The sequence below is a fragment of the Anaeromyxobacter sp. Fw109-5 genome (genome assembly GCF_000017505.1).
Lineage (GTDB): Bacteria > Myxococcota > Myxococcia > Myxococcales > Anaeromyxobacteraceae > Anaeromyxobacter.
This window is the reverse complement of record NC_009675.1, coordinates 3,601,851-3,626,848: the sequence shown is the minus strand read 5'-3', so window position 1 is coordinate 3,626,848 and position 24,998 is coordinate 3,601,851. Positions and strand designations below refer to the sequence as shown.

The following is a 24,998-nucleotide window of genomic DNA, read 5'->3' as shown; positions in this document are numbered from 1 at the left end:
GCCTCGCCCGGGGGGCCCGCCGGCGCGGGGAACGAGCTCAGCGCTGGGCCGCGCGCTGCTGCGCCTGGATGGCGGTGAGGGTGATGGTGAAGACGATGTCCTCGACGAGGCAGCCGCGGCTCAGGTCGTTCACCGGCTTCGCGAGCCCCTGCAGCATGGGGCCGATGCTCACCACGTTGGCGCTGCGCTGCACCGCCTTGTAGGTGACGTTGCCGGTGTTGAGGTCCGGGAACACGAACACGGTCGCCCGGCCGGCCACGTCGGACTTCGGCGCCTTCTGCCGCCCGACGTCGGGGACGATGGCGGCGTCGTACTGGAGGGGGCCGTCGACGGCGAGGTCGGGGCGCTGCGCCCGCGCGAGCTCGGTCGCCTTCTTCACCTTCTCCACGTCCGCGCCGGTGCCGCTCGTGCCGGTGGAGTAGGAGAGCATCGCCACGCGGGGGTCGATGCCGAACGCGCGGGCGGAGTCGGCGCTCTGGATGGCGATGTCGGCGAGCTGCTCGGCGGTGGGGTTCGGGTTCACGGCGCAGTCGCCGAAGACGAGCACCTGCTCCGGCAGGCACATGAAGAACACGCTCGACACGAGGTCGCAGCCGGGCACCGTCTTGATGATCTGCAGCGCCGGCCGGATGGTGTGCGCCGTCGTGTGGAGGGCCCCGGACACCAGGCCGTCCGCCTCGTCGAGCGCCATCATCATGGTGCCCACCATGATGGTGTCGCCGAGCTCGCTCCGCGCCATCTCCGGCGTCATCCCCTTGCTGCGGCGGCGCTCGACGAGGGGCTCCACGTACCGAGGGGCGATCACCGCCGGATCGAGGAGCTCGAGCGAGGCGGGGAGGCTCACCCCCTGCTTCCGGGCCACGTCGCGGATCTCGTCGGGGTTGCCGAGCAGCACGCAGCGCGCGATCCCGCGCTCCTGCACGATGGAGGCGGCGGCGATGGTGCGCGGCTCGGTGCCCTCGGGGAGCACGATGCGCTTGTCCGCCGCGCGCGCCGACTCGACCAGCCGGTGCCGGAACGCCGGGGGCGACAGCCGGCGCACGCGCCGGGTGCGGCCGAGGCCCTCCAGCCACTCGCGGTCGAGCCGGTCGGCGACGGTGTTCATGACGCGCTCGACCCGCTCCACGTCGTCCGGCGGGATCTGGAGGTTCATCGCGGCGACGGCGCTGGCGGCGGCGTAGCTGCCCTCCTTCACGGCCAGGATCGGCAGGCCGGTCTCGAGCGCCCGCTCGCACATGGCGAACACGTGCTCCTCGGGCTCCACCCCGCCGGTGAGCAGCAGCCCGGCGAGCGGCATCCCGTTCAGCACCGCCAGGGACGCGGCCACCACGATGTCGCTCCGGTCGCCGGGGGTGATGATGAGGGTCCCGGGGCGGAAGACCTTGATGGAGCCGGGCACGCTCATCGCGCACAGGGCGACGCTGCGGATGCGGCGCCGGTCCTGATCGCCGGCGCGGAGCACCTTCGCGCCCAGCGCGCCCGCGAGGTCCTTCACGCGCGGGGCGGCGAGGTCGCTGCGGGAGGGGACGATCCCGATGGGCCGGAGCTTCTCGGCGCGCAGCGCGTCGGCGTAGCCGTCGAGCACGGACGGCGGCACGTCCTCGGCCTCCACGGCGGCGTCGAACCAGTGCGTGCGCGCCTCACCCGCGCTCGCCGCGCCCGCGGTGACCCGGTTCAGGATGCACCCGACCCCGCGCCCGTCCACGTCGGCGCCGAGGCCGCGGGCGGCGATGGACACCGCGTTCGCGAGCTCCGCGGGCGTCTCGCCCCGGGGCGCCCCCACGATCACGAGCTCCGCGTCGAGGGCCTTGAGCATGAGCGCGTTGACGCGCGTGGACCACACCATGCCCGGCTCCGGGGCCATCCCCTCCACCACCAGGACGTCGGCGCCCTCGGCGGCGCTGGCGCACAGCGCCACCACGCGCTCCATGAGCGTCTGGTCGTCCCCGGTGGCGAGCAGGTTCTCCGCGGCCGCGCGCGCGATCGGCTCGGGCGAATCGACGCGCGCGCCGAGCTTCAGGAGCGCCGCGGCGCGGTTCTCGCCGCGGGCGGCGATCGGCTTCGCGAAGGCGACCCGGACGCCGAGGCGGTCGAGCGCCCGGACGAGGCCGAGGCAGACGGTGGTGACGCCGACCTGGCGGCCGGCGGGGGCGACGAGGAGGGTGCGGGGCATGCGGAGGTACCTGGGGGGCGGCGGGGTCAGGCGGCGCGGCGCTCGGCGGCGATGATCTCGGCGGTGTCCATGGCGATCATGAGCTCCTCGTTCGTGGGCACCACGATCACCTGGGGTCCGGTCGCCTGCGTGATGCGGCCGTTGTAGCCCTTGCCGTGGATGACGTTCAGCTCGGGGTCGAGGGTGATGCCGAGGAACCCGAGGAGCTCGACCACCTTGGCGCGCACGAGCGTGGCGTTCTCGCCGATGCCGCCGGTGAAGACGAGGGCGTCGAGCCGGCCGAGCGACACCACCATGCCGGCGGCGGCCTTGGCGACGGAGTAGCAGAACTTCTCGATCGCGAGGGCGGCGCGCTCGTGCCCGTTGGCGGCGGCCTCCTGCAGCGTCCGCATGTCGTTGGACAGCCCGGAGATGCCGAGCAGGCCGGAGCGCTTGTTGAGCTGATCCATCACGTGGTCGGCGCCGCGGTGCAGGGCCTTCTTCATGTGCGCGATGATCGAGGGGTCGATGGAGCCGGAGCGCGTCCCCATCACGACGCCGTCGAGCGGCGTGAGCCCCATGGTCGTGTCGACGCTCTTCCCGTCGTGGACGGCCGCGAGGGAGCAGCCGTTGCCGAGGTGGGCCGTGACGAGGCGGTGGTCGTTCGGGGGCAGCCCGAGCAGCCGCACCGCCTGCTCCGAGACGTAGCGGTGGCTCGTGCCGTGGAACCCGTACCGGCGCACCTCGTGGTTCTCGAACCACTCGTACGGCACGGCGTACAGGTACGCGCGCGGCGGCATCGACTGGTGGAAGGCGGTGTCGAACACCGCCACCTGCGGGAGCTTCGGGAACAGCTCCTGGGAGATCTGGATGCCGCGGAGGTTCGGCGGGTTGTGCAGGGGGCCGAGCGGGATGCACTCCTCGATCTTGGCGACCACCTCCTCCGTGATCGGCATGGACCCGGAGAAGCGCGCGCCGCCGTGCACCACCCGGTGGCCGACGCCGGCGAGATCGTCCGCGAGCCCCACGCCCCTCAGGAGCTCCACCACCGCGCGCAGCGCGACGTCGTGGTCGGCGTGGTGGATGTCGCGCGAGTGCCGGTGCCCGTCGAGCTTCCAGTCGAGCGTGGCGTGCGGGGAGTCGAGCCGTTGCGCGATGCCGGAGATGCGCTCGGCGCCGGACGCGGAGTCGATGACCGCGAACTTCGCCGAAGAGCTGCCACAGTTCAGGACGAGGACGTTCAAGCGAAGCCTCCGCGGGGCAGGATCCGAGACGACGGGCTCCTCGTCCGCGCCTGCTCGACGAGGCGGGACGACGACGGAAGACGGAGGAGCCGGGACCCGTAAGCCTCGCGGACGGCACGATGGCTTCGGACTCAAACGCTTCGCACATCGCGATCGGCGCGCGCAAGAGGTCGCACGAGTGATTCCGACTGGATTCGTCCCGAAGGCGCAAGGCGCGAGAGCGCAACGCGTGCGCGGAGCGACCGGGAGCTGCAATCTTGGCGCGCAACGGGTGCGCGCGCGACGGGTAGCAACACCGAGGGTGCGTCTAGCTGCCGCGGCGCCGACGCACGGTGACCGACTCGCCGCCGATCCCCCAGTTGTCGGTGTCCACCTCGTCGATCACCACCACCGTCGTCTCGGGATTCTTGCCGAGCTTGTCGCGCAGGAGCTCGGTGACGCCGCGGATGAGCTCCGCCTTCTGCTCGGGGGTGGCCCCTTCGCGCGTGATCTTGATGTTCACGTACGGCATGCGACCTCCTGCGTGGGGGAAAGGAGAAGCGGCGCCACGCCGCCTACCAGAGCCAGGTGCTCTCGTTCGGGTACGGCTCTCGCCGGTCGAGGTGACGCAGCCCCTTCACGCAGCGGACGATCAGCCAGACCGCGACGAAGAGGAGGAGCACCACGCCCACGCCGATGACCGAGAGGATCCCGCCCGCGACCAGATAGAGGAGCCCGATCCAGAACGTCCGGATCTGCAGCCGGAAGTGGGTCCGCAGGCCCTCGGGGACGTCGCGCTGGTACACGTAAGCGATCACGACGCCGACGAGCAGGGTGACGCCCACGACGAACGAGGCCAGGTAGAGGACGTACACCACCTTCGCCATGCGCTCGCCCTTCGCGACCTCGGCGGCGGGCGCTGCGGTGCTGGGGCTGGTCTCCATGCTCGGCTCCCTCGGGAAATGGGCGTGTCCGGATGTTAGCTCTTAAGCACCCGGGATGAACCTGCACGAGCGGCTCCTCGAGCGCGCGGCGGCGGGCCGGCCGATCCGGGTCGGGCTCGTCGGCGCGGGGAAGTTCGGGACGATGTACCTCGCCCAGGCCCCGCGCACGCCCGGGGTCCACGTGGTCGCCGTCGCGGATCTGCGGCCGGAGCGGGCGCGCGACGCGCTCGCGCGGGCGGGCTGGCCCGCGGAGCGCGCCGGGGCGCGCGGCGCCGAGGAGGCCCTCGCGCGCGGGACGACCTGGATCACCGACGACGCCGAGCGGCTCATCGCGTCCGCGGGGGTCGAGCTCGTCATCGACGCGACCGGCAGCCCGTCGGCCGGGATCCGCCACGTCCTCTCCTGCTGCGCGCACGGGAAGGACGTGGTGATGGTCAACGTGGAGGCGGACGCGCTCGCGGGGCCGCTCCTCGCCGAGCGCGCGCGCCAGGCGGGCATCGTCTACTCGCTCGCCTACGGCGATCAGCCCGCGCTCGTGAGCGAGCTCGTGGACTGGGCCCGCGCCGCGGGGTTCGCGGTGGTCGCCGCGGGGAAGGGGACGCGCTACCTGCCGCGCTACCACGCCTCCACCCCCGACACCGTCTGGGCCGACTACGGGATCCCGCCGGAGGAGGCGAGGGCGAGCGGCCTCAACGCGCAGATGTTCAACTCGTTCCTCGACGGGACCAAGTCCGCCATCGAGATGGCGGCCGTCTCGAACGCGACGGGCCTCACCCCGGCGCCGGAGGGGCTCGCGTTCCCGCCCGCCGGCGCGGACGACCTCGCCCGCGTCCTGCGGCCGCGAGCGGCGGGCGGCGTCCTCCATCACGCGGGCCAGGTCGAGGTCGTCTCGAGCCTGGCGCGAGACGGGTCGCCGGTGCCGCGCGATCTCCGCTGGGGCGTGTACGTGGTGATCGAGGCGGAGAGCCCCTACGTCGAGCGCTGCTTCCGCGAGTACGGGCTCGTCACCGACGAGAGCGGGCGGTACACGGCCACGTACAAGCCGTTCCACCTCATCGGGCTCGAGCTCGGCATCTCCGTGGCGTCGGTCGCGCTGCGGCGCGAGCCGACGGGGCAGCCGCGCCGCTGGCTCGCCGACGTCATGGCGGTCGCGAAGCGCGACCTCGCCGCGGGCGAGGTGCTGGATGGGGAGGGCGGCTACCTCGTCTTCGGCAAGCTCGCGCCGGCGGCGGACGCGCGCCGCGCGGGCGCCCTGCCCATCGGGCTCGCGCACGGCGTCCGGCTCCGCGCGCCGGTGCGCGCGGGCGACCCGGTGCGCTGGACGGACGTCGAGGTCGACGAGGGCGCGGAGGCGGTGCGGCTCCGCCGCGCGCTCGAGGCGACGCTCGATCCTCCGCTGCACCCCCGCCCCGCCAGCGGCTGACCGACGTTTCGCATGCCGCGGTCCAGTCACGGTCCGTAGGCGCGCGGCGGCGTGACTCTCTCCCCGGTCCGCCGGAACAACGGCGGACCTTTCGATAGGGGGCGCCCGGTCGGCAGGGCGTTCCAGCCGACCTGGTCCTCGAGGGGCGGTGCCTCGAGGCGCCTCCGTAGGTCCTCGGACGTCGCCGGCAGAAACGGCGCCAGCTCACGGGCGATCACATGGAGCGCCTCGAGCGCGGTCCTCAACGTGGCAGCGGCGAGCGCGGCTCGTCCTTCACGCGCGTGTTCCCACGGTGCGGCGATCGTAAGGAACCGGTTCGTCGCGTCGACGAGTCTGAAGATGGCCGAGAGCGCACCGTCCAGGGACAAGCGGTCGACCGCGTCGTCGACTTCCGAAGGAAGCTTCAGGGCCTCTCGTCGAAGGTCCTCGTCCCGGGCGAGCTCCACGCCCGGAGCGGGTACGAGACCGTTCGTCAGCTTCGCCACGAGCGCCAGGATGCGGCTCGCCAGATTGCCGAGCCCGTTCGCGAGCTCCGCGTCGTGTGCCTGGCGGAACCGCGCGATGCTGAAGTCGCCGTCCCGTGCCGTCCGGATGTGTCGGAGCAGGAAGTACCGCACGGCGTCCGCCCCGTACTCCGCGATCAGCGGCGCGGGATCGATCGTTCGTCCCGACTTGCTGATCTTCTCGCCTTCCACCGTGACGTACCCGTGCACGAGCAGGTCCGTCGGCCATGGCAGCCCCGCCGACTCCAGAAACGCGGGCCAGTACACCGCGTGGAACCGCGCGATTCCCTTGCCGATGACGTGGACGCGCTCGCCGTCACCGCACCAGAAGGCGTCGAGGAGGCCGGCGTCGATCCCTCCGTATCCGAGCGCCGCGAGGTAGCCGCACAGAGCGTCGAACCAGACCCAGACCACCTGCGAAGGGTCCGCTGGCACGGGGAGCCCCCACCCTCTCGCGCGGGCGGCCGATCGCGAGACCGAGATGTCGCGCACGGGGCCGCGAAGGAAAGCCAGGGTCTCCTCGCGCGCGCCTTCATGAACGATGCGAAGCCTCCCCGATTCGATCGCCTCGCGCACCACGTCGGCGTGGCGCGACAGCCGGAAGAACCAGTTGGTCTCCTCGATCGTCTCGAGCGGGGCGTCGTGCTCGGGGCAGCGACCGTTCGCGAGCTCCTCCGGCTCGTAGAACCGTTCGCACCCGACGCAGTACTGCCCGCGGTACGGTCTCCGGTACAGGTCGCCGCGTCGGGCGCACGCCTCCCACAGAGCGCGAACGGCTGGACCGTGCGCGGGGCTCGCGCTCGTACGCTGGAACTCGTTCGCGGAGATGCCGAGCGCGCCGTTCAGCGCCTCGAACGCCGCAGCGTGGTCTGCCACCCACTGCGCGGTCGGAACTCCCGCGCGCTCGGCGGCGATCACGTTCTTCAGGCTGTGATCATCGGTCCCGGTGACGAAGCGGACGCGGCGTCCGCGCGCACGACGGTGTCGCGCAAACGCGTCCGCGACGCAGAGCTCGAGCGCGAATCCCAGGTGAGGGTTCGCGTTGACGTACGGAATGGAGGTGGTGACGTAGGACGTCTCCTGCGCTGCGTCGGTCATGGCGGCTCCTTCGGGGAGGGGCCGCCCTCTGTGGAGGCCGAAACACGACGGCCGCCCCAGAGGGCGGCCGGTCGGCTCGAGACGTGAGCGTCGTGACGGATCAGACGCAGACGGCGAGCGGCACGGCAGCCCCGGCAGGCAGGGCGCTCATCATCGCCATTCGCGTCTGGGACCCAGCGTGGATCACATCGAAGAAGATGGCAGTCGCGAGACGCTCCGTCAAGCCGAACGACCTCGCTGGAATTGAGCGCGGCTCAGCGTCTCCGCCCGGAGGACGAGCCCCGGGGATCTCGAAGCTGCTGCGCGCGCCCGCCCCCGCTCATCGTGAGCTCGTGTACGAACCCCCAGCGGGCGCCGCTCGCCCTTCACAGGCTCAGGGCGAGCGGCTTCAGGCGGGGCCCTCTACATCGGCGCCGCTTCGCGGCGGCTACGCCGGGCCGAACGGCCCCGTCGAGCGTCGTTCTTCGACGACGGCCTGCCGACTCAGCTCGCCGCGGCGCGAGGCGACGCCGATGGCGGCGCGTCGGCGGCCCGACGCCGCTCCTCCACCACGCCGCGCAGCAGGCTGCGCGCCTCGCGGAGCGCCGCGGCGGTCTCGTCCCAGCCGAGGCAAGGGTCCGTGACCGAGCGGCCGTAGCGGAGCTGCGCCGGATCGGCCGACATCGGCTGGCTCCCCTGCTCGAGGAAGCTCTCCAGCATGATCCCCGCGATGGACCGGTTCCCCTGGCGGAGCTGGCTCGCCACGTCGCGCAGGACGAGCGGCTGGAGCTCCGGCTTCTTCCAGGAGTTCGCGTGCGAGCAGTCGATGACGATCGTCTGCGGGAGTCCCGCCTTCGCGAGCGCCTGCTCGGCGATGGCCACCGAGACGCTGTCGAAGTTGGGCCGGCCGCCGCCGCCGCGCAGCACCAGGTGGCCGTGGCGGTTGCCGCGCGTGCGGATCACGGCGGAGCGTCCCTGGTCGTTGATGCCCAGGAAAGCGTGGGGCCGGGCCGCGGCCAGGATGGCGTTCACCGCGCCGTCCACCTCGCCGTCGGTGCCGTTCTTGAACCCGACGGGCGTGGAGAGCCCGGAGGCGAGGTTGCGGTGCGTCTGCGACTCCGAGGTGCGCGCCCCGATGGCGGTCCAGGTGACGAGGTCGCCGCGGTAGTGCGGGGAGATGGGATCGAGCGCCTCCGTCCCGGTGGGCAGGCCCAGATCGCTCACCTCGAGCAGGAACCGGCGCGCCCGCTCCATGCCCTCCTTCACCTGGAAGGAGTCGTTCATGTGCGGATCGTTCGTGAGCCCCTCCCAGCCCACCGACGTGCGCGGCTTCTCGAAGTAGACGCGCATCACGAGGTAGAGCGTGTCGGAGAGCTCGTCCGCCAGCGCGCGCAGGCGGTGGGCGTAGTCGAGCCCGGCGACGGGGTCGTGGATCGAGCAGGGGCCGACCACCACGAGCAGGCGCGGATCCGTCCGGTCGAGGATCGCCTCCACGGTGCGGCGCCCCTCGACGACCGTCCGCGCGGCCCGCTCGGACACCGGGATGCGGAGCTTCACCTCCTCCGGCGGGAGCATCGCGTCGAAGGCGGCGACGTTGACGTTCTCGATCACCGGCGGCGCGCGGTGGCCGCCGGACGCGAGCTCGACGCGCACGAAGCCCGCGATCATGTCGCGGTAGAGCATCTCGACGAGGTCGGGCTCGATGCCCTCCTCGCCGGCGAGCGCCCGCACGTTCGCGATGACCTGCTCCTCGCGCGAAGGGTCCTTCACGCCGTCGGCGGCGCTCTTGAAGCGCGCGGCCTGCAGCGCGTACCCGCGCCGCTCCGCGAGGAGCGCCACGATGCGCCGGTCCACCTCGTCGATCGACGTGCGCACGTCGCGCAGCGTCATGCACTCGGGCAGGGAGGTTCGTTTCTGTCGTTCGTCGTTCACGTCGGATTCCTCGGGCGAAGGGGCCGCCGGCGATGCGGCGGCAGGGGAGAGGGAGTCTGCGTTTCCCCCCCGTCCTGGCCCGAGCGATCTCGATGTGCGGGAGGGTCCTCGCTACGCGCGGAAGCCCACCCAGCGCCCAGGCCGGGGCGGGGGGCAGGTAAATCGATAGGAGCGCGCGCTCGAGAGGACCACGGGCCCACCATACCCGTCCGCGACGAGCAGTTCAACCTCCGCGGCGCGCCCGTGCAGAGGGCTGCGTCGCCGCGGCGAACGATCCGTGTCGCATCGCTGCGTTGCTCCTCCCTTACATGGCCTGCGGCCATGCTCGGTCGTCGCGCCTTGCGCTGCTCGCGTCTCGCTCGCCTGGCTCGGTCCCCGGCATTCTGAACAACCCTGTGACCGCGTCAGTCGCCCCAATCCGGAGGCGGCCGGGCGACCAGCACCGGACACGGCGCGTGGCGCACCACGTGCTCGGCCACCGAGCCGAGCAGCGCGCGCGCGAGGCCGTGCCGGCGCGTGCCGACGACGACGACGTCGAACCGCCCCGCTTCCGCCATGCGCACGATGGCGGCGCCCGGCGCGCCGTGGCCGAAGGCGATCCGCACCCGCGTACCCGCGAGCCGCTCCGCCTCCTGCTTCCACCGCTCCAGCTCGGCGGCGAGCTCCTCGGCCTCGGCCCCGGTGGGCACCGGCCACGCCACCACCGCCATGGTCGCGACCGCGTGCGGCGCCTCCCATACGTGCAGCAGCGTCAGCTCCGCGCCGTGGCGCCGGGCGAGGTCCGCCGCGTCCGCGAGCGCCTGCCGCGCGCCCTCCGAGAAGTCCACCGCACACAGGATCCTCGTCCAGGCGGTCATCGCGACTCCTCCTCTCGCTGCGCGGCGCGCTCGAGCGCGACTGCCTTCACATGCTACCCCCCGCGCTTTCCTCGCCGGGCCCCGCCCCGGGGAGCTTCGGAGGGAGGGCCCTCCGAGGGGACGCGGGTGAGCTGGACGGCGCTCCCGCGCTGGCGCGACCCGGTGGGGCGCGCCGCGTGGGGCAGGCCCGTCCCGGCGTCCTCGCGGACGCGCGAGGTGGCGCTACCGTGCTGCCGCCCTTCACAGGAGGTGTCGTCATGCACGTCCGGATCGCTCTGCCCGTCCTCGCCGCCGCCGGCGCGCTGCTCGCCTGCGGCCCGGCAGCCTCGGACTCCACGGCGCCGCAGGCGGCGTCCGCCGCGATCAGCGGGGCCGCGGTCGCGCGGGGGAACGCCGGTGGGAACAAGACCGTGACGGTGATGGACCAGAATCTGTACGTCGGCACCGACGTCGAGGCGTTCCTCTCGGCGCCGCCCGAGCTCCTCCCGGTGCTCGCGGCGCAGGCGTGGGCGACGCTCCAGCTGACCGACTTCCCCGAGCGCGCGGAGGCGATCGCCGATCAGGTCGCGGCGACCCGGCCGGTGGCGATCGGGCTGCAGGAGGCGGCGCTCTGGCGCACGGAGTCGCCCCCGGACGCCTATCTCGGCGCGCCGCCCGACGCGCAGGAGGTGGCGTACGACTTCCTCGCGATCCTGCTCGCCGCGCTGGCCGACCGAGGGCTGCGCTACGACCTCGCCGCGGTCGTCGAGAACGCCGACCTCGAGCTGACGGTCCCGGTGTCCCTCGAGCCGCTCGAGCTGCTCGACCTCCGCATCACGGACCGGGACGCGATCCTGGTGCGCCGCGACGTGCAGTGGTCGAACGCCAGCGCCGGCCACTTCGACGCGACGGTGCCCATCGTCATCGGCGACCCGGCGGCGCCGGTGCTCGCGTTCGACTACGTGCGCGGCTGGACGGGCGTGGACGTGAAGTACGAGGGCGAGTGGTTCCGGTTCCTCAACACGCACCTCGAGGCGTTCGTGCCCGCGGTTCGCCTCGCCCAGGCCGGAGAGCTCGTGGACCTCGTCGAGGCCTCGCCGCTCCCCGTCGTCGCGGTCGGCGACTTCAACGCGCAGCCCGGCTCGGCGCCGTACGTGGAGCTCACCTCGGTGCTCGCGGACGCGTGGGTGGAGTCCGGCGCCGAGGGCCCGGGGTACACCTGCTGCTCGAACGACCCGCTCCTCAGGGACACCGCCTCTCCGCCGTTCGACGAGCGCATCGACCTCGTCCTGTTCACGCCTCCGTTCGTGGCCCTGGACGCGACCGTCGTGGGCGACGAGCCCGCCGATCTCACCGCCACGGGCATGTGGCCGTCGGATCACGCCGGCGTCGTCGCGAAGCTGCGCTACGTCGAGCCGCGGTTCTACGCTCTCCAGCCGTAGCGCCGCGGAGAGGCGCCGCGGCCGGGTGGGGGCGCCGTCGCCGGCGCCTCGCCGCGCGCGATCCAGAGCGCGGCGGGCAGCGCGGTGAAGTCGGCGATCATGGCGAGCAGGAAGGCGCCCGCCGTCACGACGCCGAACTGGCGGAGCGGTGGAAAGCCGGAGAGGGCGAGCGCGAGGAAGCCCGCCGCGTTGATGAAGGTCGCGAAGACGATCGCCCGGCCCGAGACGCGCAGGGTGTGGCGGAGCGCGCCGTCGAGGCCGCCGGAGCCCTCGCCCTCGTGCAGGTGATGGAAGAAGTGGATCTGGTCGTTCTCGGTGGTGCCGAGCACGGTGGTGGCGACGAGGATGGTGGCGACGTCGAGCGACCCGCCGGCGAGGCGCATGGCGAGAAAGGTCACGAGGATCGCGAAGAGCGACGGGATCATCGCGAGGAGCCGCGCCGAGGCGGAGCGGAAGACCAGGAGGAACGCCGCGAACACCAGCGCGGCGGTGATGGCGAAGCTCTCGGTGAGCGTGGGGACGAGGCTCGCGCCCACCTTGCCGGCGAGGATCGACTCCCCGGCGACGCGCAGCTCGGCGCCGCGCAGCGCGGGGGCCTCCGCGGCCGTCCGGTCCCACGCCTCGCGCGCGGCCCGGGCGAGCGCCGCCACCCCGGGCCCGTCGCCTCGCTCGAACACCACGGTGAGCTGCGCGTTCGCGAGCGTCCCGACGTCCACGAAGGCGCGCAGCTCCGGCTCGGAGAGGAGGAGCTGCTCGAGATCCGCGACGGCCTCCGCGAAGGCGGCGGGGTCGCGCGGGAGCGCCTCCGGCTCGCCCGCCGCGTAGCGGCGCAGCCGCAGCAGCGACGTCGGGCCGACCACCGAGGACACGCCGGGGATCGCCTCCACCCGCGTGGTGAACGCGTCGAGCGCGCGCAGCACCTCCGGATCCGTGATCGCCCCCGGGGGCGTGCGCACCCACAGGCGGGCGACGTTCAGCCCGGAGACGTGGCGCCGGAAGAACAGCATGTCCTCGTGGATGGGCAGCGACGGATCGACGTAGCGGAGCACGTCGAGGCCGACCTCCATCGGCGCGACGCGCCCGGGCACCCCGACGAGCGCGACGAGGCCCGCCGCGGCGAGGCCGAGCGCCGCCGCGACGAGCGGCCGCCGCCAGCGCCAGGTGAACGCGGGGAGCGCGCCGGCCACCCGCTCGTAGAGCCGGGCGCGGATCTCGACGGACCGGCGCGTGGGCGTGCGCAGCGCGCGCTGCAGGGCCGGGAAGAGCGTCAAGGCGACCACCCAGGCGATCGCGAGCCCCGCCGCCGTCCACAGCCCCATCTCGCGGATGGGGCGGATGCGGGAGACCGCGAGCGCGGCGAAGCCGGCGACGGCGGCGGCGCTCGAGGCCGTCACCGGCAGGAACTTCCCGGCCAGCGCGGCGAGCTGGTGCGCCTCGACCGGAACGCCCTCGGGCTGGTCCACGAAGCGGGAGTGGAGGTACACGAGCGACGCGAGCGTCGTGACCATCACCGTGAGCGGGACGATCGCCGACACGACCGTGAACGAGAAGCCGAGCAGCCTCCCGGCGCCCGCCGCGAGCGCCACCGCCGCGGCGAGGGTGAGCAGGATCGCGAGCAGCGCGCGCCACGACCGGTAGAGGAAGAGCGCGACGGCGACGACCAGCAGCCCGAAGACCGGGAAGTGGCGCCGCGAGGCGTCGCGCGACTCGCGCTCGATCCATGACTCGAGGTACGGGCCGCCCACCCGGCGCACGCGCGCGATCGCGTCGCCGCGCGCGCCCTCGACCGCCCGGTCGATGGCGGCGAGGGCGGCGTCGCGGGCCGGAGGCGTGGTCGCCTCGAACGTCACCACCACTCCGAGGAAGCCCTCGCCCACGAGGCCCTGGCGGCGGAAGAAGTCCGTCCCCGTCGCGAAGCGGCGCAGCGCCTTCGCGGTGGCCGGATCCTCGAGCGGCGGCGCCCCGCCGCGCGCCCGGGCGTAGGCGTCCAGGATCGAGACGGGGGTGACGCCCGGGAGCGCGCGCAGCGCCGCCTCGATCGCGGACGCCTGCGCGAGCACGCGGGGACGATACGGGTCCTCCGCCTCGAGCAGCAGCACGACGAGGGGACGCTCCGGGAAGATGCGCTGGAGCTCGCGCGTGGCGACGAAGTCCGGGTCGCTCGGCACGACCAGCCGATCGATGGCGCCCTCCGAGGGGATGCCCGCCGCCAGCCAGGCCGCGGCGGGGACGAGCAGCGCATAGAGCACGAGGATCGGACCGCGGAGCGCCACGACGGTGCCGAAGACGCGCTCGAGCCGCGACCGGGACATCCGCGGAGGGTAGCCCGATCGGCCCCGTCTGTCCGGGTCCCGTCCCGGTCGTGCCGCGCTACGCTCCTCCGCGCGTGCGCGCCGTCCTCCTGGCGACCCTCTTCGCTTTCAGTGCGGCTGCCGCGGCCCCGCCGGGACGCGTCACGCTGGTCGCGTGCGCGCCCGGCTACCCGGGCACCACCGCGGAGGCGCAGCCCCGGATGGACGCGCTCGCCGCAGCCGTCGCGCGCGGCGCAGGGCTGGGCGAGGGCGCCGTTTCGGCGGTGTACACCCCGCGCGAGCAGGAAGGAGTCGCCTGGCTCGCCGAGCCCGACGCCGCCGTCGCGCTCGTGCCGTTGCCCTTCCTGGTCGCGCACGGGGAGGCCCTGCGGCTCGTCCCGCGCATGCAGGTCGAGGCGGCCGGCGGAGGGGCGACGGAGGTCTGGGCGCTCGTGGCGCGGAAGGGCCGCGTCGGCTCGTCCGAGCGGCTCGCCGGGTTCGCGCTCCACTCGACGGCGGGGTACGCGCCGGCGTTCGTGCGCGGCGCGCTCGCGGGGTGGGGCACGCTCCCGCGAAGCGTGCGCATCGTGCACTCCCCGGCCGTGCTCTCCGCGCTGCGCAAGGCGGCCGCCGGGGAGGACGTGGCGGTGCTCCTCGACGGCGCGCAGTCGGCGGCCCTCCCGACGCTGCCGTTCGCGGGCGACCTCGAGGTGATCGCGCGCTCCGAGCCCTTGCCGGCGTCCTTCGTCGCGACGGTCGAGCGGCGCCTCCCGGCCGCGCGCTGGCGGGCGCTGGAGCGGTCCCTCGCGTCGCTCGAGGCGAGGCCGGAGGGCGCGGCGGCGCTCGCGGCGCTGCGGATCGCCCGCTTCGTCCCCGTCGACCCGGGCGCGGTCGCCGCCGTCCGCCGCCTCTCCGCCGGCGGGCGCGCGCGGTGAGCCGCGGAGCGCCGCTCCTCGCGCTCGCCGCCGCGCTCGCGTGCGCGCCGGCGTTGCGCGCGCCCGCGCCGCTCCCGCCGTCGCGAGGCGGGGAGGGGGACGCGGCGCGGCTCCTCGCGGAGGCGGAGGAGGCGTTCGCCCACCGCCCGGATCCGGCGGAGGTGCGCAGGGCCGCGGGGCTCTACCGGCAGGCGGCGCAGGCCGCTCCGCTCGCCATCGAGGGGCTCTACGGCGCCGCGCGAGCGGCGGTGTGGCTCGCGCAGCGCGAGCGCTCGGGGGAGGAGCGGGCGCGGCGCGCCGCGGAGGCCGTGGAGCTCGGCCAGCTGTGCGAGGCCCGGGCGCCGGCGGACGCCCGGTGCGACTACGCCCTCGCGCTCGCGCTCGGCGTCCAGGCCCGCGAGCGGACCGCGACCGTCCGCGAGGGGCTGCGGCTCATGGTGGAGCGGCTTCGCCGCGCCGCCGAGCGGGATCCGGCGCTGGACGACGCCGGGCCGGAGCGCGTGCTGGCGCTCGTCCTGCTGCGTGCGCCCGCGTGGCCCGTCGGCCCAGGAGATCCCGAGGAAGGCCTCGCGGCCGCGCGGAAGGCGGAGGCGCGCGCGCCGGAGTTCCCGCCCAACCCGCTCGCGCTGGCCGAGGGGCTCGCGGCGAGCGGGGACGTGGCGGCCGCGCGCGCGGCCGCCCAGCGCGGGCTCGCGCTCGCCGAGGCGCGCAAGGCGGCGGGGGATCCCGACGCCGAGGAGTGGATCGCGGAGGCGCGACGGCTCATCGCATCGATCGGGGAGGCGGCGGCGCCGGACCCGTAGGCGCTCGCGTGAGCGCGAAATACCCGCCGCGCCGGGGCGTAGGAGGTCGAGCGATGCTCACCTTCCTCGCCTGGCTCGTGCTGCTCGTCCTGTGCTGGCCGCTCGCGCTCGCGGCGCTGATCGTGTACCCGCTGGTGTGGCTCGTCCTGCTGCCGTTCCGGCTGATCGGCGTCGCGGTGGAGGGTGTCCTCGGGCTGCTCGCGGCGATCCTGCTCTTCCCGGCGCGGCTGCTGCGCGGCCCGCGCGCCCTGCGCCGCGATCCGGCAGGCCGTTGACCGCGCGAGCAGCCCGAGACGGCGGCTTCAGAACACGAAGAAGAGGATCGCGCCTCCCGCGAGCACCGCCAGCACCGCGAGCGTGATCGCGTAGTCCGATCCGTGGTCCTTCCAGGCGCTTCGTACGACGGCGGCGAGGGGCATGACGACCTCCGTTCCGCGGCCGCGCAGGTCGCGGTCGCTCCGAGTGAGCGCCCGCTGCGCCAATCCGTCCAGCCCACAAAGGCGGCGGCGATTGACCGAGATCAATTGAGACCTGCGCTCAAACGCGCACCCGGGCAGACAATAACCCTCGGAATCTCGCCGCATGCACGTTCGCGAGCCGCCCGAAGCGCCCATTTATCCAGCGGATAGCTAATTCGGGGCTCATTGCGGCGGTGTGCTGGAGTGTGATTGCCTTGGCGACGTGACGCAAAAATGGGCTGCGACATTTGCGTCGTTGCGCAAGGTGTTCGCGATCGAGCACCTCGGGCCTCCGGCTGCGCCTGCGCCAACGCGCCGCGGTCGAGGCTTCCTCCGCATGATCTTCGCGATCGAGCCCCTCCCGCGTGACGCCGCGGCGTCTCCCCGCCGCCGGCGCGGGTGGCTGCGGCTCCTCTTCGCGATGGAGCGCCTGGACACCGTCCCCGTGCCGCGTCCTACCCGGCGGCGATCCCGCTGGCTGAGGTGGCTCCTCGCGCCGGAGCCGCTCGACCCGCCGTAGCGAGCAGGAGGAGCCCATGGAAGCCGCCCGACACGTGTTCCGCGTCCTGTTCCTGCTCCTCGTGGTGGTCGTGGTCTTCGCGATCGGGCGAACCTTCCTCGTGCCCCCCTCGTACGGCGCCTACGGCCCGTACCGGTTCGACAACGTCGCCGAGCAGGCGGCGATCCGGCTCCCCCAGCACGGCGGCGCCGCGTCGTGCGGGGCGTGCCACGCCGAGCGGCTGAAGGTCTCCTCTGCGGGCGCCCACCGCGCGGTCGGCTGCGAGGTGTGCCACGCGCCGGTCGCGCTGCACGTCCGCGACGGCGCGAAGGCCGCGGACATGCCGATCGATCGCTCGTTCACGCTCTGTGCACGGTGTCACCGCCGCATCGAAGGGCGCCCCACCGCGTTCCCCCAGATCGTGCTGGCGCAGCACCAGGGCGGGGTGGAGGGGACGGCCTGCATCGACTGTCACGACCCGCACTCCCCGAAGCTCTAGCAGGAGGTCCCATGGACGAGACCCGCAGCGACGCCCCTGCCGCGACCGCGCCGGAGCAGCCCGGGGAGCCGGTCGGCCGCCGGGAGTTCCTCGCGAACGCGCTCCGCCTCGGGGGCGGCGTGCTCGTGTTCCTGGCCGGGGCGCCCTCCGGCGAGGCGCTCGCGAGCGGCTACGACTGGACGCAGCACCGGTGGGCCTACCTCATCGACACCGAGAAGTGCATCGGCTGCGGCTCCTGCGTCCGCGCCTGCAAGGCGGAGAACGGCGTGCCGGACGGCTTCTTCCGAACCTGGGTGGAGCGCTACGTCGTCTCGCCGGAGGCGTCGCACGTGGACTCGCCGAACGGCGGGCTCGACGGCTTCCGTCCCGTCCAGACCCCGTTCACGCCGACGAAGTCGTTCTTCGTCCCGAAGATGTGCAACCACTGCAAGGAGACGCCCTGCGTGCAGGTCTGCCCCGTCGGCGCCTCGTACCGCACGCAGGACGGCCTGGTGCTCGTGGACGGCGACCGGTGCATCGGGTGCGGCTACTGCGTGCAGGCGTGCCCGTACGGCAGCCGGTTCCTCTCGCCGGAGACGCACACCGCCGAGAAGTGCACCTGGTGCTACCACCGCGTCACGAAGGGAATGAAGCCCGCCTGCGTCGAGGTCTGCCCGACCGGCACGCGCCAGCTCGGGGACATGCGCCGCGAGGACGACCCGGTCCGGCTGGCGGTCGCGCGGGGCCGGGTGAGCGTGCTGCAGCCGCACCTGCTCACGGAGCCGCAGTGCTTCTACCTCGGCCTCGACAAGGAGGTGCGGTGATGCCGGAGATCAGCGGCTACGCGTTCCCCAACGACGTGCACGTCCACTGGAGCCTCATGATCGTGATGTACCCGTACATCACCGGCTTCGTGGCGGGCGCGTTCATCGTCACCGCGCTCTACCACCTGTTCGGCAAGAAGGAGTTCGAGCCGGTCGCGCGGCTCGCCCTGGCGACCTCCTTCTGCTTCATGGCGATCGCGACGTTCCCCCTGAACCTTCACCTCGGCCATCCCGAGCGCTCGTTGAACGTCATCGTGACGCCGCACTTCTCCTCCGCCATGGCCGGCTTCGGCCTGCTCTACTCCGCCTACTTCGTGATCCTGCTCCTCGAGGTGTGGTTCGTGTACCGGCGCGAGATCATCGAGACCGCGCGGCGGAGCCGCGGGCTGAAGCGCGCCTTCTACGCGTCCCTCGCGCTCGGCACCTACGACACCTCGCCCGAGGCGCTCGAGATCGACCACCGCGCGGTGAAGGTGCTCTCCGCCTTCGGCCTGCCCGCCGCCTGCATGCTGCACGGCTACGTCGGCTTCATCTTCGGCGGCATCAAGGCGAACCCCTGGTGGTCCACGCCCCTCATGCCGGTCATCTTCCTGCTCTCGGCGGCGGTGTCGGGGATCGCGCTGCTCGTGCTCCTCCACCAGGTGACGGCCAGGCTGTGGCGCCGCCCCGTCGAGCGGGAGACGGTGCAGGCGATGGCGAGGTGGCTGTGGTTCTTCCTCATCCTCACCGTCACGCTGGAGCTGCTCGAGATCGTGCTCCTCGCCTACGAGAACTCCGACGCGTGGCACATCATCTCGCAGCTCCTCACCACCCGCCTCGAGTTCTCCTTCATCTCGATCCAGATGATCGTGGGGAGCCTCGTCCCCTTCATCCTCCTGGCGATCATCGTGACGATGAACCGCTACCTGCACGATCGCGTGCGGAACACGCTCGCGGTGGTCGCCTCGCTGCTGCTCCTCGTGCAGGTCTTCGCGATGCGCTGGAACGTCGTGATCGGCGGGCAGCTGCTGTCGAAGTCCTTCCGCGGCCTGCGCTCCGGCTACCAGCCGGAGCTGTTCCACCGCGAGGGCGTCCTCGTCGCCATCGGGCTGTTCGTCCTGCCGTTCGCGCTCCTCTGGGTGTTCGACCGGGTGCTCCCCATCGAGCCCGCCTCGGCGCCCCCCGAGGCCGGGCGGGGGCCCGCTCCCGAGCAGGAGCCGGCGCGCCGCACCGCGTGAGCCGCTCCGGGCCGCCGCGCGCCGCGGCGGCCCGGGCATCCACCTCCGGAGGCTGCCGTGACGGATCGCTTGGCCGAGCTCGAGGCGAGGGTCGCCGGGATCGCGGAGCGGATCGACGCGCTCGAGCAGCGGATGGCGGCGCTCGAGGCCGCGCCGGCCTCCGTCGGGCAGCCGCGGTCCCGGCCGCGCGCAGCCCGGCCCGGTGCGGCGCCGGCCGCCGCCCCCTCCGCCGCCGCCCTGGTGGGGAGCGTCACCTTCGTCGGCCGCACGCTGCTCGTCCTCGCGGGCGCGTTCGTCCTGCGCGCCCTCACGGACGCGGGGACGCTGCCCGGCTGGCTGGGCGTGACGCTCGGCCTCGCGTACGCGGGCGCGTGGGTCGCCCTCGCCGATCGCGCGGGGAGGGCGGGCGCGACCGCCAGCGCGGTCTTCCACGGCGTCGGTGCCGTGCTCGTCGGGTTCCCGCTCCTGCTCGAGGCGACGTCGCGCTTCGGGCTGCTCTCCCCGGCGGCCGCCTCCGCGCTGCTCGCCGCCCTCACGGCCGTCGCGCTCGGGGTCGCTGCCCGCCGGCGCCTCGAGCCCCTCGCCTGGGCGGTGACCCTCGGCGGGATCGCCGCCGCCGTGGCGATGGCCGGCGCCACCGGCCGGACCGCGCCCTCCGCGGCCTACCTCGTGCTGCTCGGCGTCGCGACGCTGTGGATGAGCTACGTGCTCGACTGGTTCTCGCTCCGCGCGCCGCCCGCGATCGCTGCCGATCTCGTCGCGGCGGCGCTGGCCTTCCGCGCCGGCACGGGGCGGGGCGAGGAGGGGCCGCTCGCCGCGTTCGCCGTGCTCACCCTGCTCATGGCGCTCTACCTCGGCACGGTGGCGACCCGCACGCTCCTGCTGCGCCGCGACGTGCTGGCCTTCGAGGTCGCGCAGGGGGCGGCGGCGATCGCGGTCGGCCTCGGCGGCGCCGCCTTCGTCGCGGCGCGCACGGGCGGGAGCGCGACGGGAGTCGGCGCCGCGGCGACGGCGCTCGGGCTGGCCGCGTACGCGGTGGCGTTCGCGTTCCTCGAGCGCCCGGCGCAGCGCCGCAGGAACTTCCGCTTCTACGCGACCGTCGCGGGCCTGCTCGTCCTCGCCGGGACGGGCCTGCTCCTCCCGGGAGCGGCCCTGTCGCTCGCCTGGACGGGGCTCGCCCTCGCGGCCGGGACGCTCGGGCGCCGCCTCGGGCGGCTCACCCTCATGGCCCACGCCATGGCGTACGCGGTGGCCGCGGCCATCGCGAGCGGGCTCGTCGCGCACGCCTTCGAGGCTTCCCTCGCTTCCGCGCGGAGGCCATGGAGCCCCGTGGCGCCGGCGGCGCTCGCTGCGCTCGCCGCGCTCTGCGTCGTCGCCTGGCTCGGCGCCGACGGACGGACGCGCGGGCGCCCGGAGCGCGCGGCTCGAGCCGCCCTCCTCGCGCTCCTCGCGGCCGCGGCCGCTGGCGTGGCGATCGGCTGGGTCGCGCCGGTCGCAGCGGGGGTGCCGGGGGCCGGCGCCGACGCGGGCAAGCTCGCCGCCAGCCGGAGCGCGCTGCTCGTCGGAACGGCGCTCGCCCTCGCCGCGCTCGGCCGGCGTCCGGCGTGGTCCGAGGCGGCGACCCTCGCGTATCCGGCGCTCGCGGCGATCGGGCTCAAGCTGCTGCTCGAGGATCTGCCCCGCGGCCGGCCCGCGACGCTGCTCGTCGCGTTCGCCTGCTACGGAGCGGCGCTCATCCTGGTCCCACGCCTGCGCCGCCGAGCCGCGGCGGCGGCGCCGCCGGCGAGGAGCGCCGCGTAGGCTCGCGCCGGGTATAAGGGGAGGGTGACCCGTCCGCTGATCCTGCTCGCTCCGGGCGCCGGGGGGCCCTCTACCTCTCCGTGGATGGAGCGCTGGGCGGCGCGGCTGGGCGAGCTCGGCCACGTGGAGCGGCTCGACTACCCTTACGCGAAGGCCGGACGGCGTACCCCGGATCGCCTGCCCGTGCTGGTCGCGGCGCACCGGGCCGCGCTCGCCGAGGCCCGCGCGCGTCGAGGCGGCGTCCCGGTGGTGCTCGCAGGCAAGTCCATGGGCTCGCGCGTGGGCTGCCACGTCGCGCTCGAGGAGCGCGTGGACGCGCTCGTGTGCCTCGGGTACCCGCTCCGGGGTCAGCGCGGCGCGCTGCGGAGCGAGGTGCTGCTCGCGCTGCGGACCCCGATCCTGTTCGTACAGGGCGCGCGCGATCCGCTCTGCCCGCTCGACGCGATCGAGGACGTTCGCGCTCGAATGACCGCGCCCTCCGCGCTCCACGTGGTGCCCGGAGGCAACCACTCGCTCGAGGTCGGCTCGCGCGAGCTCCGCGCGCGGGGCGAGACCCAGGACGACGTGGAGCGGCGGGCGCTCCAGGCGATCGCGGACTTCCTGCGCGGCGCGGCGGGCGCCGGCGCGGGACGGCGCTGAGCGGCTCGGAACGGAGGGTGCGGGGTGCCCTGGCGCGTCGCTGCGGTCGTGCTGGTGGCGGCGCTGCTGCACGCGGCCTGGAACGCCGTGCTCCGGCGGTCGCGGGATCGGGCGCTCGAGACGGTCCGCGTGGCCGCCGGCGCCGGGATCGTCTCCGCCGCCGGACTCCTGGCGCTGCCCGCGCCCGCTCCGGCGAGCTGGCCCTTCATCGCGGCGTCGGCGCTGATCCACACCGCCTACTTCGCGCTGCTCGCCGCCGCCTATCGCGGCGCGTTCGCGCCGGCGTACACGGTGATGCGGGGCGCCGCGCCGGTGCTCGTCGCGCTCGCCACGTCGACGCTGGGCGTGGACGCGCTGTCCGGTTCCTCCTGGGCCGGGATCGCGCTCGTGTGCGTCGGCGTCGCCGGCCTGGGCGCTCCGCTGGTGCACGGGGGCGTGCCCGGGCGGGCGTTCCTGGTGGCGCTGGCCAACGCGTGCGTCATCGCGGCCTACACGCTCGTGGACGGCACGGGCGTGCGCCGCGCCGCCCACCCCGCGAGCTACACGCTCTGGATCTTCGCCCTCGACGCGGTCCCGCTCGTCGCGTGGGCGCTCGGGGCGCGCGGGGCCTCCGCCCTGCTCGGAGGGCTCGCCGACGCCGGCCGCGCGCTGGCGACCGGCGCGCTCACCACGGGCGCGTACGCGCTGGTGCTGTGGGCGATGACGCGCGCGCCCGTCGCAGCCGTGGCGGCGATGCGCGAGACCGCCATCGTCTTCGCGTGGCTGATCGGCGCCTGCACTCTCCGGGAGCGGCCCACGGCGCGGACCCTCGCCGCCGCCGCGCTGGTCGCGGCAGGCGCAGCGCTGGTGAAGCTGTGAGACACCGCGCATGGCGCCCGCACCTCCAGGCCGGGACGCAGCCCGCTCGCGCCGTTTCACGGACCCCGCGTCGAATCGTCGCGTCCACCAGATGGTGGGGTCGTTGTACGTGACTCGTGCGGGAGACGGCGCTGGCGGCGCGCGACGGCACGGGCGTCCTTCGGCCGCGCGGGCGCCGGACCGGGGCCCGCCGGGGTACTGGACGGGTGCCGTGCACGCCGCGACGCTCGTCCCATCACGTGAGCCCTGGCGGCGACCGACGCGCCGGCGGGGAGACTCGATGCCGACCCTCTCGATCGCGCAGCTCGCCCAGTCATCCCGTGTCGCGGTCGCGCTCTTCGCGCTCGTCGCGCTGGCGCCAGCGCGGGCACGCGCGGCCCCACCGGTGAAGTGCGCGTGCGTCGTCGCGCCCGAGAGCGCCGCGCTCGTGGCGGCCCGGGCGGATCCGGCCGGGGGCCCTCCGGCGCTCATCGGTTGCGGGGAGGACGCGCGGGGGGAGGAGAGCGACGTGGATCCCCCCTGCCTGCCGGGTGTCCCCGTGAGCCGGGCGTCCGGCGTCCCCGGCGTCGAGGGACGCCCGGCGCGCCGGGGCCCGCTGCCGGAGGGCCACCTCGTTCCCATCATCGAGTCGAGCGTGGTCACGCTCGTGATGCTGGGCTGGAACGCGACGATCGGTGAAGCGGAATGGGCCCGCATCAACGCCGACACGATCGGGCGGAATCTCCAGAGCGCGTGGGTGCTCGACGACGACGCTTTCTGGATCAACCAGGTCGGCCACCCGTATCAGGGCATCTTCCCGTACGGCGCGGCGCGCTCCGCCGGGGTGGGGTTCTGGGCTTCCACGCCCTATCCGTTCGTCACGAGCGCGGTGTGGGAGCTCGTCGGCGAGACGACGCCGCCTTCGGTGAACGATCAGATCACGACCTCGGTCGCCGGCGTCGTCCTCGGCGAGGCGCTCCACCGCGCCACCGGGATGATCCTCGCCGGCCCGCGCAGCCCCTGGCGCCAGGCGGCCGCGATGATCGTCGCGCCGATGGAGGCGATCAACCGCGAGCTCGTCGGGACCGAGCCGCACGCGCCGTCCCCTCCCTCCCGCGTCGAGTTTCGCGCGGGCGCCCTCGTGTTCGACCCGAAGCGCGGAGCGCCCGGCACGGAGGGGATCGTCCCGGAGATCGGCGTTCGGCTCAGCTACGGCCTGCCGGGCGATCCAGGCTTCCGCTTCGAGCGGCCGTTCGATCGCTTCGAGCTCGAGTCGACCTTCTCGATGGAGAAGAACCCGCTCGCGACCTTGTTCGCGCGCGGGGTGGTGGCGGGCACGACGCTCGAGGGAGAGCGGGTGCGGGGGCTCGCGGGTCTATCGCTGGAGTTCGACTTCTCCGCGGTGCGCCGCTACAGCGTCTCGACGAGCGCCGTCGGTCTCGGCGCCGAGGGCCGGTGGGAGGTGTCGCCGCGCGTGGCGGTCGAGGGCGCCGCGACCGCCTCGGCGGTGCTGCTCGGCGCGGCGGGCTACCTCGTCCCGCGCGCGAGCGAGGCTCCGGGCGAGGAGCTGCGCAGCTATCGGATGGGCCCGGGCGGCCAGGCGCACCTCGACCTGGAGGTGCACGCGCTCGAGCGGCTCGCCGCCCGCCTCACGGCGCGGCACTACCTCGTGGTCGGCGCCGGTTCGCTGCACGGGCTGGAGCGGGTCTCGAGCCTGCGCGGCGGGCTCCAGGTCCGCATCGCGGGCCCGCACGCCCTCGGCGTCGAGGGCGTCCTCTCCCACCACTCCGGCGAGGCAGGGGACGGCGCGCCGGCCCGGTCGGAGACGGGCACGGAGGTCCGCGCCTACTACGCGCTCCGCGCCCGAGCGCGTTGACGCGGCGCGCGAGCGCCCGTCCCCTCGTCACCTCAGTGGACGCTCTTCGTCTCGCCCCCTTCGCGGATCTCGATCCGCTTGCCGTGGGCGCGCTCCTTGGGCAGCGGCATCGAGATCTCGAGCACGCCGTTCTCGAAGCGGGCGTCGACCTGCTCCGCGCTCACGCCCTCGGGCAGCGGGATGGCGCGGCGGAACGAGCCGTAGCTCCGCTCCGCGCGGTAGAAGCCCGCCCCCTCTTCCGTCTGCTCGCGCCGGCGCTCGCCCTCGATGACGAGCGCGTCCTCGCTCATCTCCACCCGGAGGTCCTCCTTCTTCAGGCCGGGCAGGTCGGCCCGCACGACGAGGTTGCCCTCGCGCTCGAACACGTCCACCTGCGGCGACCACGGCCCGCCGCGCGCGAGCGCCTCGCCGGGCAGCTCCTCTCCGCCGCGCGTGAGGCCCCCGAAGCCCATCTCCTCGGACATGCGATCGAAGTCGCTCATCATCCGGCGCATGAGTGAGAAGGGGCTCATGGCCCAGACGTCCCCGCTCCGCAGCATGGGCAGGTGCCGTTCGCGGCGGGTGAGGCCGCCTCCTCCCCGTCGCTCCTCCGTGGCCCCGGCGCCCTTCCGCTCCGCCATGGCGCCGCTGGGCTGGCCCGCCCGCTTCTCCGCCCCCTGCTGCGCCTCCCCCTTCTTCTGCTGCTTCTCGGTCCCCTCTGCACCCGGTCGGTTCTCGCTCGCCATGACCTCTCCTCGCCGGCACGCGCGTCCGGAATGGAAACGCGTCCGGCACACGTGACGGGGTTCCAGTGGGACGGTGGTGACGCT

General features: G+C 74.2%; 22 protein-coding genes and 1 pseudogene. 13 read left to right on the top strand and 10 right to left on the bottom strand.

Annotated features, from left to right (window positions below; genetic code table 11):
• Nucleotides 1-37: 37 nt before the first annotated feature.
• From pta to ANAE109_RS15900, 4 genes are all read right to left on the bottom strand, one after another.
• On the bottom strand, nucleotides 38-2,173 hold the full coding sequence (gene pta / locus ANAE109_RS15915; RefSeq protein WP_012097911.1) for a phosphate acetyltransferase: 2,136 nt from the start codon (nucleotides 2,171-2,173) through the stop codon (nucleotides 38-40).
• Between the two features lie 26 nt (nucleotides 2,174-2,199).
• The gene (locus ANAE109_RS15910) at nucleotides 2,200-3,396 is read right to left on the bottom strand and encodes an acetate/propionate family kinase (RefSeq protein WP_012097910.1); all 1,197 of its coding nucleotides are present in this window, start codon (nucleotides 3,394-3,396) and stop codon (nucleotides 2,200-2,202) included.
• 307 nt (nucleotides 3,397-3,703) lie between these two features.
• Nucleotides 3,704-3,907: a 4-oxalocrotonate tautomerase family protein gene (locus ANAE109_RS15905; protein ID WP_012097909.1), complete on the bottom strand. Its 204-nt coding sequence runs from the start codon at nucleotides 3,905-3,907 to the stop codon at nucleotides 3,704-3,706.
• A 43-nt stretch (nucleotides 3,908-3,950) separates the two neighbouring features.
• Nucleotides 3,951-4,319: a membrane protein gene (locus tag ANAE109_RS15900; protein WP_012097908.1), complete on the bottom strand. Its 369-nt coding sequence runs from the start codon at nucleotides 4,317-4,319 to the stop codon at nucleotides 3,951-3,953.
• A 55-nt stretch (nucleotides 4,320-4,374) separates the two neighbouring features.
• Here ANAE109_RS15900 and ANAE109_RS15895 point away from each other — a divergent pair, with 55 nt between their 5' ends.
• Nucleotides 4,375-5,742: an NAD(P)H-dependent oxidoreductase gene (locus tag ANAE109_RS15895; protein WP_012097907.1), complete on the top strand. Its 1,368-nt coding sequence runs from the start codon at nucleotides 4,375-4,377 to the stop codon at nucleotides 5,740-5,742.
• A 26-nt stretch (nucleotides 5,743-5,768) separates the two neighbouring features.
• Here the strand turns inward: ANAE109_RS15895 and metG are convergent, their stop codons facing one another.
• The 4 genes and pseudogenes from metG to ANAE109_RS15880 form a co-directional block, all read right to left on the bottom strand.
• The gene (metG, locus tag ANAE109_RS15890) at nucleotides 5,769-7,343 is read right to left on the bottom strand and encodes a methionine--tRNA ligase (RefSeq protein WP_012097906.1); all 1,575 of its coding nucleotides are present in this window, start codon (nucleotides 7,341-7,343) and stop codon (nucleotides 5,769-5,771) included.
• Nucleotides 7,344-7,826: 483 nt separating this feature from the next.
• Nucleotides 7,827-8,990 (bottom strand): 3-deoxy-7-phosphoheptulonate synthase, encoded by a 1,164-nt coding sequence (locus ANAE109_RS15885; protein WP_255342635.1) that lies wholly within the window; start codon nucleotides 8,988-8,990, stop codon nucleotides 7,827-7,829.
• A pseudogene (locus ANAE109_RS26160) lies at nucleotides 8,976-9,212 on the bottom strand (chorismate mutase); the annotation flags it as partial. The gene ANAE109_RS15885 and the pseudogene ANAE109_RS26160, both read right to left, overlap by 15 nt.
• A gap of 446 nt (nucleotides 9,213-9,658) precedes the next feature.
• Nucleotides 9,659-10,111 (bottom strand): universal stress protein, encoded by a 453-nt coding sequence (locus ANAE109_RS15880; protein WP_012097904.1) that lies wholly within the window; start codon nucleotides 10,109-10,111, stop codon nucleotides 9,659-9,661.
• Nucleotides 10,112-10,368: 257 nt separating this feature from the next.
• Between ANAE109_RS15880 and ANAE109_RS15875 the strand changes: the two genes are divergently transcribed.
• Nucleotides 10,369-11,532 (top strand): endonuclease/exonuclease/phosphatase family protein, encoded by a 1,164-nt coding sequence (locus ANAE109_RS15875; RefSeq protein ID WP_012097903.1) that lies wholly within the window; start codon nucleotides 10,369-10,371, stop codon nucleotides 11,530-11,532.
• On the opposite strand, the gene ANAE109_RS15870 is transcribed toward ANAE109_RS15875, so the two are convergent.
• The gene (locus tag ANAE109_RS15870) at nucleotides 11,514-13,844 is read right to left on the bottom strand and encodes an RND family transporter (protein ID WP_012097902.1); all 2,331 of its coding nucleotides are present in this window, start codon (nucleotides 13,842-13,844) and stop codon (nucleotides 11,514-11,516) included. The two genes, ANAE109_RS15875 and ANAE109_RS15870, sit on opposite strands and share 19 nt — an antisense overlap.
• A gap of 74 nt (nucleotides 13,845-13,918) precedes the next feature.
• Here ANAE109_RS15870 and ANAE109_RS15865 point away from each other — a divergent pair, with 74 nt between their 5' ends.
• From ANAE109_RS15865 to ANAE109_RS15810, 11 genes are all read left to right on the top strand, one after another.
• A complete protein-coding gene (locus tag ANAE109_RS15865) occupies nucleotides 13,919-14,758 on the top strand; it encodes a PhnD/SsuA/transferrin family substrate-binding protein (RefSeq protein ID WP_143827989.1) in 840 nt (279 codons plus the stop codon).
• Nucleotides 14,755-15,561 (top strand): hypothetical protein, encoded by an 807-nt coding sequence (locus ANAE109_RS15860; protein ID WP_041448407.1) that lies wholly within the window; start codon nucleotides 14,755-14,757, stop codon nucleotides 15,559-15,561. Before ANAE109_RS15865 ends, ANAE109_RS15860 begins: the two co-directional genes overlap by 4 nt.
• A gap of 53 nt (nucleotides 15,562-15,614) precedes the next feature.
• Nucleotides 15,615-15,836 carry a hypothetical protein gene (locus tag ANAE109_RS15855; protein WP_012097899.1) on the top strand — a complete coding sequence of 74 codons (222 nt, stop codon included), beginning with the start codon at nucleotides 15,615-15,617 and terminating at the stop codon, nucleotides 15,834-15,836.
• Between the two features lie 520 nt (nucleotides 15,837-16,356).
• Nucleotides 16,357-16,539 (top strand): hypothetical protein, encoded by a 183-nt coding sequence (locus ANAE109_RS25835; protein WP_041448405.1) that lies wholly within the window; start codon nucleotides 16,357-16,359, stop codon nucleotides 16,537-16,539.
• A gap of 16 nt (nucleotides 16,540-16,555) precedes the next feature.
• The gene (locus tag ANAE109_RS15840) at nucleotides 16,556-17,017 is read left to right on the top strand and encodes a cytochrome c3 family protein (RefSeq protein WP_012097898.1); all 462 of its coding nucleotides are present in this window, start codon (nucleotides 16,556-16,558) and stop codon (nucleotides 17,015-17,017) included.
• A gap of 11 nt (nucleotides 17,018-17,028) precedes the next feature.
• A complete protein-coding gene (locus ANAE109_RS15835) occupies nucleotides 17,029-17,820 on the top strand; it encodes a 4Fe-4S dicluster domain-containing protein (RefSeq protein WP_012097897.1) in 792 nt (263 codons plus the stop codon).
• Nucleotides 17,820-19,037 carry an NrfD/PsrC family molybdoenzyme membrane anchor subunit gene (nrfD, locus tag ANAE109_RS15830; RefSeq protein WP_012097896.1) on the top strand — a complete coding sequence of 406 codons (1,218 nt, stop codon included), beginning with the start codon at nucleotides 17,820-17,822 and terminating at the stop codon, nucleotides 19,035-19,037. The genes ANAE109_RS15835 and nrfD overlap by 1 nt, the downstream gene beginning before the upstream one ends.
• A gap of 57 nt (nucleotides 19,038-19,094) precedes the next feature.
• Entirely contained in the window at nucleotides 19,095-20,837 is a 1,743-nt protein-coding gene (locus tag ANAE109_RS15825; RefSeq protein WP_012097895.1) for a hypothetical protein, read from the top strand.
• Between the two features lie 24 nt (nucleotides 20,838-20,861).
• Complete coding sequence (locus ANAE109_RS15820) at nucleotides 20,862-21,476, top strand: alpha/beta family hydrolase (RefSeq protein ID WP_012097894.1); 615 nt, start codon at nucleotides 20,862-20,864, stop codon at nucleotides 21,474-21,476.
• A gap of 24 nt (nucleotides 21,477-21,500) precedes the next feature.
• Nucleotides 21,501-22,334, top strand: coding sequence for an EamA family transporter (locus ANAE109_RS15815; RefSeq protein ID WP_012097893.1), 834 nt, complete (start codon nucleotides 21,501-21,503; stop codon nucleotides 22,332-22,334).
• Nucleotides 22,335-22,614: 280 nt separating this feature from the next.
• Nucleotides 22,615-24,189, top strand: coding sequence for a DUF3943 domain-containing protein (locus ANAE109_RS15810; RefSeq protein ID WP_012097892.1), 1,575 nt, complete (start codon nucleotides 22,615-22,617; stop codon nucleotides 24,187-24,189).
• Between the two features lie 32 nt (nucleotides 24,190-24,221).
• Here ANAE109_RS15810 and ANAE109_RS15805 read toward each other — a convergent pair whose 3' ends face one another.
• Nucleotides 24,222-24,914, bottom strand: a complete 693-nt coding sequence (locus ANAE109_RS15805; protein WP_012097891.1) for an Hsp20/alpha crystallin family protein — start codon at nucleotides 24,912-24,914, stop codon at nucleotides 24,222-24,224.
• Nucleotides 24,915-24,998: the final 84 nt, after the last annotated feature.